Here is a 16,966-nt window from a genome sequence, read left to right on the forward strand (position 1 = left end):
AGGTCGCCGGGCGCGTCAGCCGATCAGATCGGGCCGTAGCGCGCGTTCATCGCCTGGGCCATCATCGGCCAGGACTGCTTGAGGTCGTCCTGCCAGTAGCCCCACGAGTGCGTGCCGTTGGGCGCGAAGTCGAACTGGGCCGGGATCTGCAGCTCGGCGAACCGGCGTGCGAGGTTGGCCGTGCAGTACTGCGTGGCCGCCTCGATGATGCCGCCGACGATCGCCTGGTTGGCCAGAGCCGGGATGCTGTTGCGCAGGCGCCAGTTCTCCAGGGATTCGTGCGGCCCGGGCAGGCCGTTGCCGGTGGAGATGAACATGGCCGGAAGGGTGCCGTTGTCGCGCTGGGCGACGAACTTGGGCGCCTGGGCGACCGGGTCGTTGGCCACCCAGCCCGGACCGGGGTAGGGCCCCCACATGTTGTCGAGGTTCGCCCCGCCACGCATGCCGGTGACGATATTGATGAACTGGTAGCCGATCGGGGTCGAGGTCTCGGCACATCCCGAGTACGAGCCGATGGCCTGGAACCGGCCGGGGTGGTTCTGGGCGATCGTCAGGACCGATGTGGCGGTCATGGAGATCGCGGCGAGGCTGCGCTTGCGGTTCGGGTAGTTGCCGCCGTACCGGCCCTCGAAGAGGGTCGGGAGCTCCTGGGCGAGGTAGGTCTCGAACGCCATCGGGCGGTCGGTCTCGCGGGCGTAGCGGGTCTGGACGTTGGGGTCGTGGCGCTGCCAGTCCGTGTAGTAGGAGAAGGCTCCACCGATCGGGGTGACGGTCCAGACGTCCTTGTCCGACATGAAGGCCCGGACGTCCGACTGCGCCTGCCAGGTGGCCGAGTCCTCTCCACCACCGGCGCCGTTGACGAGGTAGAGCACCGGCGCGCCGTTGTTCCCGTCACGCGGGCGCTGCACGATGTTCGGGACCTCGATGGCCATCTTGTCCGACCACACCGAGACGATCAGTCGACCGTCGGGGAGCTGGGTCTCGACGACCTTGTTCTGGGCGGTGGCCTTGGTGTACTGGATGTTTCCACCCTGTGCCTGGGCCGTGCCCGTGGCAACGACGGGGACCATGGCCGCGGCGATGGTCGCCGCAGCGACCTTGGTGCCCAACCGACCGCTCTTGACTGAACGCATATTCCGACGCCTAACCTTCTCGTTGTTCACAGACGGACTCGGGCAGACCCGCACTGCACAGCTAACCCGATTCCCAGTAGTCACACAAGACCCACTAAGCACACTCCCGGTGGAAGCGCGCCTGCAGGACCGAGTCTCGCGCCCGCGGGGCACCTATCCGAGGATTCCATACCCGGGCGGCCCGTCGGTAACCGCGGGACCACCCTTGCGGTTCACGTCAACATTATCGACGCCGGCCGGCCCGCTGTTACGGATATGAACAAATTCCTATACAACCTTCGGGGCCCGGGCCTGGGCGCCACACCGATCGGGACACGAGAAAGGGCCCCGGGCACAGCCCGGAGCCCCCATCCCGTTCAGCCGAAAGACTCAGGCCATGAAGCCGGCGTCGAAGGCCTTCTGGAAGTCGCCGCCGAGGAAGTAGCCGATCCCCTTGACGATGTTGTTGGTGTTGCCGACAAGGCCGCCAGCGAGGTCGACGATGCCGTCCTTGCCGAAGATGTCGCCGATGGAACCGAGATCGATGCCCATGATGTTCTCCCTGAGTGCTGCAATCCGGCGAGATCCGGATCAGTGAATGATGCTGAGATCGGCTGCTGTGCGCCGCAGCCGGGGCGTTCGCGCCGGAGCGCTACGGCCGGGGCCTGTCAGGCGGAGACGTCGTCCCCGCCGAGGCTGCCGAGCGCGTCGATGAAGCCGTCGCCCGTGATCGAACCGGTGAAGCCGACGACGCCGTCGATGAGGTTCTTGACCGCGGTGAGGGCGGCGCTGATGGCGCTGAAGTCAGGCATGTGTGTCTCCCTTTGAAAGTGGTGCCCCGGCTCATGGGGCCAGAGTCAGAGTAATCTGAGCGACTCTGATGTCAATTGTGACGTCCGTCTCCCCCCCGCCGAGGTGACGACGAGGCGAACTGAGGCCACCCTTAGTGGTCCAGATCACGGATGCGAGGAAATCCTAACATCCGTTCTCAACTGCGCAAACCATTCAAATGAATGCGCATACGCTGTTGAGTGAGCTTCTCCTCACCAGGGCATGAGCGCACGGGCTGTTCACCCCCGGGACATCTCCACTTTCCGGGCCTCCTCCGACACGAATGCGGCCCGCGCGAGGGAGATCGCGCGGGCCGCTCCTCGTGCCGGGGGCATGGCCGCCCCCGGCAGGCTCAGGTCACCACATCATGAAGCCGCCGGCGAGGGCCTCCTCGAAGTCTCCTCCGGTGAAGTAGGCCAGGCCGGAGAAGAGGTCTCCGAACGCGCCGAGGAAGTCGTTGACAAAGCCGAGGGCGTCACTGACGCCGATGAGGGATCCGAACTCGGGGAAGAACATGGTGCACTCCTGGGTCTGCTGGGTGTGTGTCTCTGGAGAAGGTGACTCTGGGATCGGCCGGCGGGATCAGTCGGCGCTGATGCTCGACAGTGCATCGAAGAAGTCGTTCATGCCCCCCTCGCCTCCCAGCGACCCGGTGAATGTGACGACGGCTCCGAGGATGTCGGTGATCCCTCCGAAGAGGTCTGACAGCTGACCGAAGTCGGGCATGGTGTTCTCCGTTCTCGTGCGCTCACGGCGCCCTCTGAGGCGCCTGACAGCGACTCTAAAAAGAGACACATGTCCATCACAATGGACGAAACCGCACCTTAACCGCAGATCACAGGCTCTTTACGCGAAGCCCGATAGATGACGTCCGTGTTACACGCCGTCACGAGGAGCGCGGGACGAGCAGCCCCCGAGGACCGCCCCGAACCGGGCCCGAACCGGCCCCGACCCGGCCCGGGAGCGGTCGGCACACACGGTCCCCAGCACGCGACAAGGCCGTGGCCCGCACCGGAGTGCCTCCCGGTGCGGGCCACGGCCCCACTGCGTGGTCGGGCTGGACTAGAAGCCCATGCCACCCATCTCGTCGCCACCCGGCATCGCGGGCGCGGCGGGCTCGGGCTTGTCGGCCACGACGGCCTCCGTGGTGAGGAAGAGCGCCGCGATGGAGGCGGCGTTCTGCAGCGCGGAGCGGGTCACCTTGACCGGGTCGTTGATGCCGGCCTCCAGCAGGTCCTGGTACTCGCCGGTGGCCGCGTTGAGGCCCTGGGCACCCGGGAGGCTGCGGACCTTCTCCGCCACGACGCCGGGCTCGAGGCCGGCGTTGAAGGCGATCTGCTTGAGCGGGGCGCTCAGCGCGAACTTGACGATCTTCGCGCCGGTGGCCTCCTCGCCCTCGAGGGACAGGCCGTCGACGGCGACCTCGGACTTGACCAGGGCGACGCCGCCGCCGGCGACGATGCCCTCCTCGACCGCGGCCTTGGCGTTGCGGACCGCGTCCTCGATGCGGTGCTTGCGCTCCTTGAGCTCGACCTCGGTGGCGGCGCCCGCCTTGATCACGGCGACGCCGCCGGCGAGCTTCGCGAGACGCTCCTGGAGCTTCTCCCGATCGTAATCCGAGTCGGAGTTCTCGATCTCGGCGCGGATCTGGTTGACCCGTCCCTCGATCTGGGCCTGGTCTCCCGAGCCCTCGACGATGGTGGTCTCGTCCTTGGTCACGACGACCTTGCGCGCCTTGCCGAGCATCGAGATGTCAGCGGTCTCGAGCGACAGGCCGACCTCCTCGGAGATGACCTGCCCGCCGGTGAGGATCGCGATGTCCTGCAGCATGGCCTTGCGCCGGTCGCCGAAGCCCGGAGCCTTCACGGCGACGGACTTGAAGGTTCCGCGGATCTTGTTGACGACGAGGGTGGACAGCGCCTCACCCTCGACGTCCTCGGCGATGATGAGCAGGGACTTGCCCTCGCCGATGACCTTCTCCAGCAGCGGGAGGAGGTCCTTGACGGTGGAGACCTTGCCCGAGACCAGCAGGACGTACGGATCCTCCATGACCGCCTCCTGGCGCTCGGGATCCGTCATGAAGTACTGCGAGATGTAGCCCTTGTCGAAGCGCATACCCTCGGTGAGCTCGAGATCCAGGCCGAAGGTCTGGGACTCCTCGACCGTGATCACGCCCTCCTTGCCGACCTTGTCCATCGCCTGCGCGATGAGCTCGCCGATCGCCGGGTCGGCGGCGGAGATGCCGGCGGTCGCGGCGATCTGCTCCTTGGTCTCGATCTCCTTGGCGGAGTCGATCAGGTGCGCGGTGACGGCCTCGACGGCCTTCTCGATCCCGCGCTTGATGCCCATGGGGTTGGCACCGGCGGCCACGTTGCGCAGGCCCTCGCGCACGAGTGCCTGGGCCAGGACGGTGGCGGTGGTGGTGCCGTCGCCCGCGACGTCGTCGGTCTTCTTGGCGACCTCCTTGACGAGCTCCGCACCGATCTTCTCGTACGGGTCCTCGAGCTCGATCTCCTTGGCGATGGAGACGCCGTCGTTGGTGATCGTGGGGGCGCCCCACTTCTTCTCCAGCACGACGTTGCGCCCCTTGGGGCCGAGCGTGACCTTCACGGCGTCGGCGAGCTGGTTGAGACCGCTCTCCAAGCCGCGGCGGGCCTCTTCATCGAACGCGATCATCTTTGCCATTGGGTGAATCATCCTCCGGGTGTGGGGTGACACGTATGTGGTCGGCGTCGGCGCCCGCGACGGACGGTGCGGACCGTGTCAGATCCGCGCCTCACCTTGCGACCTCAGTTCAGGTGTTGCTGGCACTCAGGGTAGCCGAGTGCCAAGCGCTTTTCTAGCACTCGCCCCCGACGAGTGCAAAGGGCCCGGGGCACTGTTCGCGACGGGCGAACGACACGCGCGCCGGAGCCCGGTCCCCTACCATCGAGACGCGATCCCGCCCCATCCCCGTCGGAAGGCCACCCATGTCCCCCGAGTCCGCGCCCGTCGGCACCATCGAGAACTCGATCGAGATCGACGCCCCACCCGCCCGGGTCTGGGAGGTCGTCTCCGAGGTCCGCAACGCACCGCAGTGGAGCACCCAGGCGTACAAGGTCGTCGCACTCGGTGGTCGCACGACCGCCGGTACGCGAGCACTCAACATCAACAGGCGTGGTCCGCTCTTCTGGCCCACCACCAGCCGGGTCGTGGAGTTCGAACCCGGCCGCCGGTTCGCCAACCGCATCACCGAGAACACCACCGTCTGGGTCTTCGAGCTCGCCTCCCTCCCGGGAGGCCGAACCCGGCTCACCGAGCGTCGCGAGGTCCCGAGCGGACTGACGTTCATCTCGACGTTCCTCACCGAGAAGCTCTTCGGCGGTCAGCCCTCGTTCACCAAGGAGATGGACAGGGGCGTGTCAACCTCCCTGAAGCGGATCAAGGCCCTCGTCGAGCAGGGCTGACCCGCATGTCCGGGGTGGGCGTCGCCGCAGGGGTCCGGGCCGGGATCTCGACGGTCCTCGCGGGCTGCCTCACGGCGACGCTCACCGGGTGCGCGATCTGGACTGACGGCCCGGACCCCGACACCCCCGACCGCGAGGAGCCCGGCCCCACCCTGGCCGCGGGCCCGCCGCCCGGCGGATGGCAGGACGTGCGCAGTCCGACCGGGCTGGTCTACTCGGTCCCACCCGACTGGGAGGTGGGCGACCCGTTCGGCGCACCCGCGCCGGGCGACACGGACGTCCCGCAGGACCCGGGGTCGGACTGGGGCTCGGGGTACGTCACCACCGCCAACGCGATCGCCGACCGCGGCTATTGCGCCGCGTCAGGGCTGTCGTTCCGCACCCTGTCCGGCATCAGCACGATGCTCCCGGGCGACGCGCGCGAGCAGGCCGAGTCCGCCTCGCGGGCCATGGCGGACTCGATCGACCGTCGCTTCACCAGGAACGGTGCGGACGTCCCCGTGCCCGAGGCCCGCAGCATCGGCGTCTCGGGGGTTCCCGCCTGGTACGTCTCGCTCCGAGGCGCGGTCCGGCCACCCCGCGACTCCTGCACCCCGCCGACCATCCGGTTCGACACGATCGCGGTGTCGACCAGAGGGACGGACGGATCCCCCGCCTCGATCGTGTTCGTCCTGATGTCCGACGAGGACGAGCCGGGGGTCCAGCCGGAGGCGACGATCGATGCCGTGGTGGCGTCCCTGCGCTACGACAACTCGGTCTGAACCAGGCCGACCCGGCGTTACTCGGACGGCTCAGGCCGCCGTGACCTCCTCGGCCATCGGGGCGCCCGGCACCTCACCGAGCCAACTGCGGTCACCCCGCGCCCAGGCCCACCCGGTCGAGGCCGCGGCCTCGACCTCTCCGAGTTCGAGGGTCCGGCCGACGAGCGGGACCCCGGGCCCGTCGGCCACCTGGATGCGCAGGGCGTCCCCGGCGCGCTCGTATCGGAACCACCGGTCCTCGTCGACGTCCAGCTCGAGCCGGTCCCCCTCCACCTCCAGCGCGCGCACCAGCTGCTCCAACAGTTCGTGCGTCACCCACGGCAGGGTCCCGTGCGGCCGACCGCGCACGGCGTGGTCGGTGATGCCGGCGCCGGCGGTGGTGGGCCGGCGGTGGACGTCGATGTCGATCCGCACGCGCGGATCGGCCACCAGCCCGAGTTCCGGAGTGGTCACCAGCAGTTGGTGGGGGGCCGCGTACCGCATCACCGCGTTGACCACCAGGGGCCGGGTGATCACCCCGGGATGGATCACCACGCCGACGCCGTCGATGTGCGGCCGCCGGGTGAGTGCACCGGTCTCACCCACCGCGTCCGCCTCGGGGAAGCGAGTACTGACCTGGTCGCGGAGCTCGAGGAGATCAGCCCGGACGTGGGCGGGGAGATCATCGAGGTGGGCCGCGTCGCGACAGGCCGGGTCAGCTGGGGTGACGACGATCACGTAGGTCACGACGGATACTGTACTTCATTCCTGATTCATCTTCCGTTCATGTTGGTCGCGAGTTGTTCATCTTCGGGCGGTGCGGCCTCCGGCGGGAGCGGGGTCGGACGGCGGAACTAGGCTGGCCCCCATGTCCGCCTCCACTCCGTTCCGGGCCCCACACCCGTCCCTGACCCCACTCGCCGACGCGGTCGTCACGCAGCTCGGTCGCGCCCGCACCGACCTCGCCGAGCTGGTGGCACTGCCGTCGGTTCACGGCTCCGAACCGGAGGCGTGTGCGCGGGCCTGCGAACTGGTCCGCAGGCTGCTCGGCGAGCTGCCGGTGCCCGGCCTCGGTCCGGACGCGGTGGAGGTCGTCGGGACCTCGGACGGCTCGCGGGCGGTGTTCGCCCACCGCCCCGCCGCCCCGGGCCGCCCCACCGTGCTCCTCTACAGCCACTACGACGTACAACCCGCCGGCGATCCCGACGAATGGACCACCCCGCCGTGGGAGCTCACCGAGCGCGACGGCCGCTGGTACGGCCGTGGGGCCGCCGACTGCAAGGGCAACCTGGTCGCCCACCTCACCGCCCTCCGAGCACTCGCCGCCCTGGAGGGCCCGGACCCGCTGGACCCGCTGGACGGCCTCGGGATCAGGATCGTCGTCGAAGGCTCCGAGGAGACCGGCGGAGGGGGCCTGGACGATCTGGTGGCCACGCGACCCGACCTCGTGGCGGCCGACGCGATCCTCATCGCGGACTCGGGGAACGTCTCGGTGGGCGAGCCCACGCTCACGACGAGTCTTCGGGGGATCGCGAACGTCGTCGTCGTCGTGGACACGCTCGAGGCCGGGGTCCACTCGGGCCAGTTCGGGGGCGCGGCGCCCGACGCGCTGGGCGCGCTCGTGTCGATCCTGGCCTCGCTCCGCGACCCGGGGACCGGCGCCACGACCGTCGACGGTCTCGACTTCTCCGGGCGGTGGCCCGGGCGGCCGTATGACGAGGACGCCTTCCGCGCGGACGCCGGGATCCTCGACGGGGTCCGGCCGTCGACCGCAGCCCCGCTGGCCGACCTGGTGTGGTCGCGCCCGGCGGTCACCGTGTTGGGGATCGACTGCCCGCCGGTCGAGGGCGCGATCGCCGCGGTCCAGCCACACGCCCGGGCCCTGGTCAACCTCCGCGTCCCCCCCGGCACCGACCCGCTCGAGGCGCAGGAGCTCCTCGCAGCGCACATCGAGCGGAGGCGCCCCTGGAACGCGCGTGTGTCGGTGGAGAGGGAGACCGTGGGTTTCCCGTTCAGTTCCGTCCCCGCCGACGGGTCGGATCCCGTGCACGACCTGCTCTCGGAGTGTCTGGCGCAGGCGTACGGCACGACGGAGGTGGCGGAGGTCGGCTCGGGCGGGTCGATACCGCTGTGCACGGCTCTCCGTGACGCCCATCCGCGGGCCGGGATCGCGCTGTTCGGCGTGGAGGACCCGGCCGCCGCGATCCACTCCCCCGACGAGAGCGTGGACCCGGGGGAGATCGAACGCATCGCGCTGGCCGAGGCCGCGTTCCTGCAGCGCTTCCGCTGACCCCGGGGACCGCGGGGTGGTGCGTGGCGCGGCCGTGGCGGGATCGGCGATACGCTCGCACGCGTGAACCCCCGCCCGGATCTGGACCTGACCCTCCGCCTCTCGGCGTCCGCAGCCGATTCCCGCCGGGGCATCGTCCGGGCGCACCCGGAGGTGATCCTGGCGCTGGGGATGCGGGAGTGGGACGCCCTCGAGATCGTGGGCGCGCGCACGACGGCGGCCGTGGTCGCCGCCGCCGCGACCGGTGCCCCCAGCGGGATCCTGGTGGTGGACGAGGTGGTCGCCGCCAACTGCGGCCTGGGCGAGGACGCGCGGGTGACCGTCCGGGCCGCCCGGGTCACCGGCGCCCAGTCCGTCGAGGTCCAGGGCCTGCCGCCCGCGGGCCGGGGCGTGGCCGAGCGGGTCCTGCGGTCCGCACTGCTGGGCAAGGTACTGCGAGTGGGTGACTCGGTGACCCTGCTGCCCCGTGACCTCGGTCCCGACTTCCCCACCGGCGACACCTCCCGCACTCTGCGCAACACCATGGGTGTGCAGTGGAGCACCGCGCTGCTCACCGTCACCGCGACGGTGCCGGACGGTGTCGTCTCCGTGCAGCCCACCACCGCGGTGGTCGCCGCGGGAGCCTCGGACCCCGGTCGCGGTCCGACGACGACGAGCCCCCGCGGTGTCTCACCACGCTCGGCGGAGAGCGTGGGCGCGCCCGCCCCCGACCCGGCGATCACCGCCGTCGACCGACGGGACCTGGTGGGGTTCGCCGACCAGGCGGAGGTGCTGGAGCAGTGGCTCACCCTCGCCCTGGACCGGGCGGACCTGTTGCGCACACTGGGAACCTCACCGCACCTCGGGGTGTTGATCGCGGGACCGCCCGGCGTCGGCAAGGCCACGCTGGTGCGGTCGGTCGCCGGGGACCGGCGGCTCGAGGTGCTCGACGGCCCGTCAGTGGGATCCCTGGACGCGGCGGGGCGGCTCGAGGCCGTCCGGGCCGCCGCCGAGCGCGCCAGGGAGAACGGCGGGATCCTGCTCGTCACCGACGTGGAGGCACTTCTGCCGGCGCAGACCGAGCCGGTGTCCACCCTGGTGCTGGACCGGCTGCGCTCCGTGGTCGCACACCCGGGATCGGTGCTGGTGGCCACCTGTGTACGTCCCGAGGACGCCGACGCCCGGCTGCGGGAACCCGACATCTGCGATCGCGTGCTGGACCTGCCCCTGCCCGGCGCCGCCGACCGCGCGGCGCTGCTGGGGGTACTCCTGCGGGACGTGCCCACCGGCGAGCTCGACCTGCCCGCGGTGGCGGACCGGACGCCCGGGTACGTGGCGGGCGACCTGAGGGCGCTGGCCCGCGAGGCGGCTCTCCGCGCCGCGGGCCGGGCCACGGAACGGGCGGGAGACCGGGCCAGCGACCGGGACGGCGAGAGCGCTCCGGACGCCGACGTGGTCACGGCCCGCCTCGAGCAGGAGGACCTGCTCGGCGCGATCTCCGTGATCCGGCCGCTCTCCCGCTCGGGGACCGAGGAGCTGAGCCTGGGATCGATCACGCTGGACGACGTCGGCGACATGGAGGAGGTGCGCCAGGCCCTCACCGAGACGGTCCTGTGGCCCCTCCAGCACCGCGACTCGTTCGAGCGCCTGGGAGTCCAACCCCCGCGGGGGTCCTGCTCTACGGGCCCCCCGGGTGCGGGAAGACCTTCGTCGTCCGGGCGCTCGCGGCGAGTGGCCGCCTCACGGTGCACATGGTCAAGGGCGCCGAGCTCATGGACAAGTGGGTCGGCTCGTCGGAGAAGGCGGTGCGCGACCTGTTCCGCAAGGCTCGGGACTCGGCTCCGTCGCTGGTCTTCCTCGACGAGATCGACGCCCTGGCTCCCCGCCGGGGCCAGACCGGGGACTCAGGTGTCGGCGATCGCGTGGTGGCCGCGCTGCTCACCGAGCTCGACGGGGCCGAGCCGCTGGGCGACGTGGTGATCCTCGGCGCGACCAACCGTCCCGAACTCATCGACCCGGCGCTGCTGCGGCCGGGCAGGCTCGAACGGCTCGTCTTCGTCCCCCCGCCGGACGCCGAGGCGCGCGCCGACATCCTCCGCGCCTCCGGTCGCAGCGTGCCGCTTGCCGACGACGTGGACCTGGCCGCGCTCGCCGCGGATCTGGACGGGTATTCCGCGGCGGACTGCGCGGCACTCCTGCGGGAGTCGGCCCTCACCGCCATGCGACGCGACATCGACGCGGCGGAGGTCACCGCGGATGACGTGGCCCGCGCACGGCGGGTGGTCCCGCCCTCCCTCGAACCCGATCAGGTCGAGAGCCTGCGCCTGTACGCCGAGCGGCGAGAGTCCTAGGACCGGTGTCGGGCGGTCGGGGTTCGCGCCCGGGCCACACGGGTTCACGCCCGGGCCACACGGGCGGGCTTGTCGCCGTCCGCCCCGCCGTCTAGACTCTCCCGCCATGCGGAAGATTCTCGTAGTAACCGGACGTAACGGGGCCTGAAGACCGGCACCCCCGTTGCGTGGTTGCTCGATCTCCGTCGGTCCCCGAACCGACGTCCGAGACGAGAACACCATGCGCACCACCGCACCACACCCACCACACCATCCGACCGGTCTTCCCACCCGGCCCACCGAGCGCGTGAGCAGGGCGACCCCCCCTCGCACCACCGCTCCGGGCGCCTGCCCCTTCGCCGAGCGGTTCGGGCGCCGCCTGCCGCGCGGCTTCGCCGACGAGGCGGGGACCCTGGACTGGCGGGAGTTGCTCGACACCTACGCGCCGTCGACCGACCACTTCCACCTGGCGGACTTCTCGCGTCGCCCCCTGGGCCGCGGGATCACCGCATATGAGGCGATCCTGGCCACCCGGGACCCCTCCGCCCCGGGGGAGTTCACCGCCCACCGCCTCACCACCGAGTCCTGTGGGGACCTCACCGCCATGTCCGAGATGCTGGGCCGGATCGGAGCCCGCGTGGAGATCGAGCGCTTCCACCAGTACGAGGGTGACGCGTTCGACGGTTCCGAGTCCTGGTGCACGATCCTGCGGGCCACCTGCGGCCGCCGAGCGACCTGGGCCATGGGTTTCGGACGGTCCCCCTCCGAGGCCTCCATCGCCGCACTCCTGAGTGCGGCGACCCTCCTCCACCTTCGCTGAGAAGGGCCGGGACGGAGGCCTTCTGTAAACTTCCCGGAGAACCCAGACCCTGGTCGACCTCCGGCACCCGCCCCATCAGGCGGGAGCGTCCGCGTGTCGTGTCCCGGTCCACATCTCGAGAGGAGCCGCCGGTGATCGCGATCCTCTCGGCCCACGCCGTGGCCACCCTGATCGCGATCCCCCTGGTGCTGAGGTTCGGTCGCCGGGCGTTCCTCGTCCTCGCCATGGTGCCCGCCGCGAGCGCGGTGTGGGTCGCCGCCAACCTGGACCGCGTCCCCACCGAGTCCGTCCGGTGGGCGCCCGAGATCCACCTCGCGCTGGACCTGCGGATGGACGCCCTGTCGGCGCTCCTGGCCCTCATCGCCCTCGGCGTGGGCGCCCTGGTCCTGGTGTACTGCACCTGGTACTTCCAGGACGACGAACCGCGCCTGCACCTGTTCGCCGCAGAGCTCGTGGCCTTCGCCGGAGTCATGTTCGGCCTCGTCGTGGCCGACAACATGATCCTCCTCTACATCTTCTGGGAGATCACCTCCGTCCTGAGCTTCCTCCTGGTCGGCCACTACGCCGCGCGGGCCACCGCTCGTCGCGCGGCCACCCAGGCGCTGCTCGTCACCACCCTCGGCGGTCTGGCCATGCTCGTCGGGATGATCATCCTCGGCCAGTCCGCCGGGTCCTACCTGATCAGCGACGTGGTCTCCTCGCCGCCGTCCGGTCCGCTCATCCACTGGGCACTGGTGCTGGTGATCGTCGGAGCCGGCAGCAAGTCCGCGATCGCGCCCCTGCACTTCTGGCTCCCGGGCGCCATGTCGGCCCCGACGCCGGTGAGCGCCTACCTGCACTCGGCGGCCATGGTCAAGGCCGGCGTCTTCCTCGTCGCCGCCCTGACCCCCGGCCTGTCGGGCTCGTCCACCTGGCAGCTGCCGCTCATCGTGTTGGGTCTGGTCTCGCTCCTCATGGCCGGGTGGCGGGCCCTGCGCGAGACCGACCTCAAGCTCGTGCTCGCCTTCGGCACCGTCAGTCAGCTCGGATTCCTCCTCGTCCTGGTGGGTATCGGGTCGCGCGACACGATGCTCGCCGGGCTGACGATGCTGCTCGCCCACTCGTTGTTCAAATCGGCCCTGTTCATGTCCGTCGGCGTGATCGACAAGACCACCGGCACCCGGGAGATCCGCGACCTGTCGGGGCTGGGACATCGCCGTCCCGCACTCGCTCTCGTCTTCACCCTCGCCGCCGCCTCGATGGCCGGTCTGCCCCCCTTCCTCGGCTTCATAGGCAAGGAGGCCGCGTTCGCCACCGTCCTGTCCGAGGAGCGACTGCACGGGATGCCGTCGTTGGTCGTCACGGCGGGGCTCGTGGCGGGGTCCGTGCTCACCTTCTCCTACACCGCTCGGCTGGTCATGGGCGCGTTCCGATCCAAGCGCTCCTTCCCCGGCGGCGTCAGCCCCGCCGTCGCGGGATCCCGACCGGCGGGACCACTGTTCCTCTCGGTGCCCGCCGTCCTCGCGGTCTCCGGTCTGGTGCTGGGCCTGTGGAACGCCCCGGTCGAGGAGCTCATCGCCCGCTACGTCGACGTGGCGTTCCCGCCCGGGAGCCCGTGGCGCGGCCCCGAGGGCTACCATCTCGGGCTGTGGCACGGGGTCGGCATCCCGCTCGCGCTCACCCTGGTCGTCTACGTGCTGGGCACCCTGCTCTACGTGGCGCAGCGGACCGTGGAGAGGATGCAGTTCGAATCTCCGGCGCTCGGCAACGCCGACCGGATCTACGACGCCGTCCTGAGGTTCTTCGACACGCTCTCCCTGCGCCTGACGGCGAGCATCCAGCGCGGCTCACTCCCCCTCACCCTGGGCATCATCCTCGTGACCCTCGTGCTGTTCCCGTTCGTCTCGCTCCTCGCCGGGACGCGCGAGGGCCTGCGCATGGAGTTGTCCTCGAACCCCGTGGTGCTCATCGTCATGATCCCCATGGCGCTCGCCGCGGTAGCCGCGGCGGTGCTGCGCAACCGCCTCGCCGCGGTGATCTGCATGTCCGTCACCGGGTACGGACTCGCCGTGATCTTCGCCTTCCACGGCGCCCCGGACCTCGCGCTCACCCAGGCCCTGGTCGAGACGCTCCTGATGGTCGCGTTCGTGCTGGTGCTGCGCACGATGCCCGCCGAGGTCCCGCTCTCACACGGTTACCGCCGACTCCGGGCCTGGCTCGGGATCGGCGTCGGTCTGCTCGTGGTGATCACCGGTGCCTACGCCATCAACGCGCGCCAGCACCCCGCCGTCTCGCTCGACTTCCCCGACATCGCCTACCGGATCGGCAACGGCGCCAACGCCGTCAACGTCACCCTGGTGGACATCCGCGCGTGGGACACCCTCGGCGAGATCACAGTTCTCCTGGTCGCGGCCACCGGCGTGGCCAGTCTCGTGTTCCGCAACCGTCGCTACGGTTCCGGTCCGCGCCTGGCCGACGTCGACAAGACCCGCTCCGGTCGACGCGGCGTCGAGGCGGCCCGGATCGTGATCGAGGCTCCCGGCGCGAGCCCCGGCCGGTGGCTCGTCGGCGCCACCGTCCGCGACCCGCGCGCCCGCTCGTTGGTCCTCGAGGTCACCACCCGGCTCGTGTTCCCCACGATGATGGTCCTCAGCCTGTTCTTCTTCTTCGCCGGCCACAACAACCCCGGCGGCGGGTTCGCGGGTGGCCTGGTCGCGGGCCTGGCGCTGGTGTTGCGCTACCTCGCCGGCGGACGCTACGAACTCGGCGAGGCCGTCCCCGTGGACGCGGGACGGATCCTCGGGCTCGGCCTGCTCCTCGCGGCGGGCACGGCCACGGCGTCCATGTTCTTCGGCGCCCCCGCCCTGTCGAGCGCCACGTTCGAGGCCACGCTCCCGGTGTTCGGTGAGGTCAAGCTCGTCACGGCCCTGCTCTTCGACGCCGGCGTCTACCTCATCGTCGTGGGGCTGGTCCTGGACATCCTCCGCAGCCTCGGCGCCCGACTCGATCTGGACGCCGAGGATCTCGAGGAGCTGCGCGCCATCTACGTGGACGCCACCGCCTCGCCGTCCACCGCCGCCCTGCGCAATGTCCCCGGTGTGGACTCCGACGGAGCGCGGTCCGACCTCGCGGCCCACCGCGCCGCCCGCCGCGAGGCCGCGGAGAACCAGGGCTCCCCCACCGGAGGCACGTCATGACCGCCGATTTCGGGCTGCTCCTGCTCGCCGGATTGCTCTGTGCCGCCGGGGTCTACCTGCTGCTGGAACGGGCGATCATCAAGATCCTGTTGGGGATCATGATCTTCTCCAACGGCATCAACCTGCTCCTGCTGGCCGCGGGAGGCCCGCCCGGCAGTCCGCCCATCATGGGCCGCGGCCGGAGCCCCGACGCCGCCGACTCCGACCCCCTGTCCCACGGGATGATCCTCACCGCGATCGTCATCACGGCCGGCGTCGGAGCCTTCATCCTCGCGTTGGCCTACCGCTCCTACCAGTTCACCACCGCTGATGAGGTCGCCGACGACGCCGAGGACACCAAGATCGCCAAGCGCTCACCCACCGACGCCTGGTCCGCGCCCGACCGGGACCTGTCCGACGACCACAGCACAGGTCAACCCACCGAACTCGGGGACCACGTCGACTACGACGACGACGACCTGACGGACGCCGAGGCGGAGGCCGAAGCGGAGGCCGAAGCGGAGGCGCGAGGTGGGGCCCGCGGGCGCGACGTGCCCGCCCGACGCCCCCGGAGGACGACGCGCCGGAGCGACGGGGACGACCGAGACCACGGAGACGACGGAAGGGAGGGCGGCCGGTGATCTCCCCCGACCTCTTCGGCTACCTCATCCCCTCGGTCGTCCTCATACCCCTGCTCGCCGCGGCCCTGTGTCTGGTGGTCTCCCGCCGACCCCGCGTGCAGAACATCATCACGGTCGTCACCCTCACAGTCGTGCTGGTCATCGCCGGCGTCCTGCTGGTGCTCACCGACCAACACGGCGTCCACACCGTGCAGGTGGGCGGATGGGACGCGCCCGTGGGCATCACCCTGGTGGCCGACCGGCTCAGCGCGCTCATGCTGTGTGTGTCGGCGATCGTCCTGCTCACGGTGATCATCTACGCCGTGGGCCAGGGTGTCCGCGACGGCGACGGCGACCAGCCCACCTCCATCTTCCTCCCCACCTACCTGGCGCTCGCGGCGGGACTGAACGCCGCGTTCATCGCCGGCGACCTGTTCAACCTGTTCGTCGGGTTCGAGATGCTGCTGGCCGCGTCCTACGTCCTGCTCACGCTCGGCGCCAGTCAGGAGCGCGTCCGCGCCGGGGTCTCCTACACCGTCGTGTCGATGGTGTCCTCGATGGTCTTCCTGCTCGGCATCGCACTGACCTACTCGGCCGCGGGCACACTCAACCTCGCGCAGCTCTCCGTGCGGATGACCGAGGTCCCGGAGGGGTTGCGGAACACGATCTTCGCCGTCTTCCTGGTCGCGTTCGGCATCAAGGCCGCCGTCTTCCCCCTGTCCACCTGGCTGCCCGACTCCTACCCCACCGCGCCCGCCCCCGTCACCGCGGTGTTCGCCGGACTGCTGACCAAGGTGGGTGTCTACGCGATCATCCGCTTCCACACCCTCGTGTTCCCCGGTGGGTCCATGGACGGCGTCCTCCTGGTGGCGGGTCTGCTCACGATGGTGATCGGCATCCTCGGCGCCATCGCACAGTCAGACATCAAACGAATACTGTCGTTCACCCTCGTCAGCCACATCGGCTACATGATCTTCGGCATCGCCCTGTCGACCGGGTACGGGCTGAGTGCGGCGATCTACTACGTCGGACACCACATCATCGTCCAGACCACACTGTTCCTGGTGGTCGGACTGATCGAGCGGCAGGCCGGGTCGTCCTCCCTGCGCCGCCTCGGCTCGCTCGCGGTGGCCAGCCCCGTCCTCGCGGTGATGTTCCTCATCCCCGCCCTCAACCTCGGGGGCATCCCGCCCTTCTCAGGGTTCATCGGCAAGCTCGCGGTGGTCCAGGCCGGCGCCGAGGTCGGAGGTCCGCTCATGTGGGTCCTCGTCGCCGGGGCGATGGTCACCAGCCTGCTCTCGCTCTACGTGATGGTGCGCGTGTGGTCCAAGGCGTTCTGGCGTCCCCGGGCCGACGCCCCGGAGGGTGCGGTGGCCCTGGCCAAGCCGCTGGCACTGCTGCCCTCCGACGAGTACGTGGAGTTCGACGAGCGCGAGGAGGTGGGCCGGATGCCGCTGAGCATGGTCGCACCCACCATGGCCCTGATCGTGGTCTCCTTGTTGATGACAGTCTTCGCCGGCCCGTTGCTCGGGGTGACCGACCGGGCCGCCGAGAGCCTGATGGAGCGGCATGACTACCTGGACACCATCCCCCTCGACGCGACGCCCGACCGCTACGTCGGTTCCGTGACGGGGGTGCGCTGA

Annotated in this window: 14 protein-coding genes and 1 pseudogene; 8 read left to right on the plus strand and 7 right to left on the minus strand. The window is 70.4% G+C overall.

Features of this window, described 5'->3' with window-relative positions:
* Positions 1–23: 23 nt before the first annotated feature.
* From CT688_RS13915 to groL, 6 genes are all read right to left on the minus strand, one after another.
* Positions 24–1,133, minus strand: coding sequence for an alpha/beta hydrolase family protein (locus tag CT688_RS13915; RefSeq protein WP_107757385.1), 1,110 nt, complete (start codon positions 1,131–1,133; stop codon positions 24–26).
* A gap of 369 nt (positions 1,134–1,502) precedes the next feature.
* Positions 1,503–1,664, minus strand: coding sequence for a hypothetical protein (locus CT688_RS17535; RefSeq protein ID WP_182611963.1), 162 nt, complete (start codon positions 1,662–1,664; stop codon positions 1,503–1,505).
* A gap of 116 nt (positions 1,665–1,780) precedes the next feature.
* Complete coding sequence (locus CT688_RS17540) at positions 1,781–1,924, minus strand: hypothetical protein (protein ID WP_182611964.1); 144 nt, start codon at positions 1,922–1,924, stop codon at positions 1,781–1,783.
* Between the two features lie 376 nt (positions 1,925–2,300).
* A complete protein-coding gene (locus tag CT688_RS17545; protein ID WP_017837823.1) occupies positions 2,301–2,459 on the minus strand; it encodes a hypothetical protein in 159 nt (52 codons plus the stop codon).
* Positions 2,460–2,525: 66 nt separating this feature from the next.
* Positions 2,526–2,669 (minus strand): hypothetical protein, encoded by a 144-nt coding sequence (locus CT688_RS17550; protein ID WP_017837824.1) that lies wholly within the window; start codon positions 2,667–2,669, stop codon positions 2,526–2,528.
* Positions 2,670–3,005: 336 nt separating this feature from the next.
* A complete protein-coding gene (gene groL / locus CT688_RS13920; RefSeq protein WP_107757386.1) occupies positions 3,006–4,628 on the minus strand; it encodes a chaperonin GroEL in 1,623 nt (540 codons plus the stop codon).
* Between the two features lie 284 nt (positions 4,629–4,912).
* Here groL and CT688_RS13925 point away from each other — a divergent pair, with 284 nt between their 5' ends.
* Both CT688_RS13925 and CT688_RS13930 read left to right on the plus strand, forming a co-directional pair.
* Complete coding sequence (locus CT688_RS13925; RefSeq protein ID WP_107757387.1) at positions 4,913–5,389, plus strand: SRPBCC family protein; 477 nt, start codon at positions 4,913–4,915, stop codon at positions 5,387–5,389.
* Positions 5,390–5,394: 5 nt separating this feature from the next.
* Positions 5,395–6,150 (plus strand): hypothetical protein, encoded by a 756-nt coding sequence (locus CT688_RS13930; protein ID WP_107757388.1) that lies wholly within the window; start codon positions 5,395–5,397, stop codon positions 6,148–6,150.
* 30 nt (positions 6,151–6,180) lie between these two features.
* On the opposite strand, the gene CT688_RS13935 is transcribed toward CT688_RS13930, so the two are convergent.
* Positions 6,181–6,876 (minus strand): hypothetical protein, encoded by a 696-nt coding sequence (locus CT688_RS13935; RefSeq protein ID WP_107757389.1) that lies wholly within the window; start codon positions 6,874–6,876, stop codon positions 6,181–6,183.
* Positions 6,877–6,997: 121 nt separating this feature from the next.
* Here CT688_RS13935 and CT688_RS13940 point away from each other — a divergent pair, with 121 nt between their 5' ends.
* From CT688_RS13940 to CT688_RS13965, 6 genes and pseudogenes are all read left to right on the plus strand, one after another.
* Complete coding sequence (locus tag CT688_RS13940) at positions 6,998–8,419, plus strand: M20/M25/M40 family metallo-hydrolase (protein WP_231750352.1); 1,422 nt, start codon at positions 6,998–7,000, stop codon at positions 8,417–8,419.
* A gap of 63 nt (positions 8,420–8,482) precedes the next feature.
* A pseudogene (locus CT688_RS13945) lies at positions 8,483–10,749 on the plus strand (AAA family ATPase).
* A 286-nt stretch (positions 10,750–11,035) separates the two neighbouring features.
* Entirely contained in the window at positions 11,036–11,548 is a 513-nt protein-coding gene (locus CT688_RS13950; RefSeq protein WP_107758221.1) for a hypothetical protein, read from the plus strand.
* 131 nt (positions 11,549–11,679) lie between these two features.
* The gene (locus tag CT688_RS13955; protein ID WP_107757390.1) at positions 11,680–14,724 is read left to right on the plus strand and encodes a Na+/H+ antiporter subunit A; all 3,045 of its coding nucleotides are present in this window, start codon (positions 11,680–11,682) and stop codon (positions 14,722–14,724) included.
* Complete coding sequence (locus CT688_RS13960) at positions 14,721–15,344, plus strand: Na(+)/H(+) antiporter subunit C (protein ID WP_107757391.1); 624 nt, start codon at positions 14,721–14,723, stop codon at positions 15,342–15,344. The genes CT688_RS13955 and CT688_RS13960 overlap by 4 nt, the downstream gene beginning before the upstream one ends.
* Positions 15,341–16,966, plus strand: coding sequence for a Na+/H+ antiporter subunit D (locus tag CT688_RS13965; protein WP_107757392.1), 1,626 nt, complete (start codon positions 15,341–15,343; stop codon positions 16,964–16,966). Before CT688_RS13960 ends, CT688_RS13965 begins: the two co-directional genes overlap by 4 nt.

Origin of the sequence: Dietzia sp. JS16-p6b, assembly GCF_003052165.1 — a bacterium.
GTDB lineage: Bacteria > Actinomycetota > Actinomycetes > Mycobacteriales > Mycobacteriaceae > Dietzia.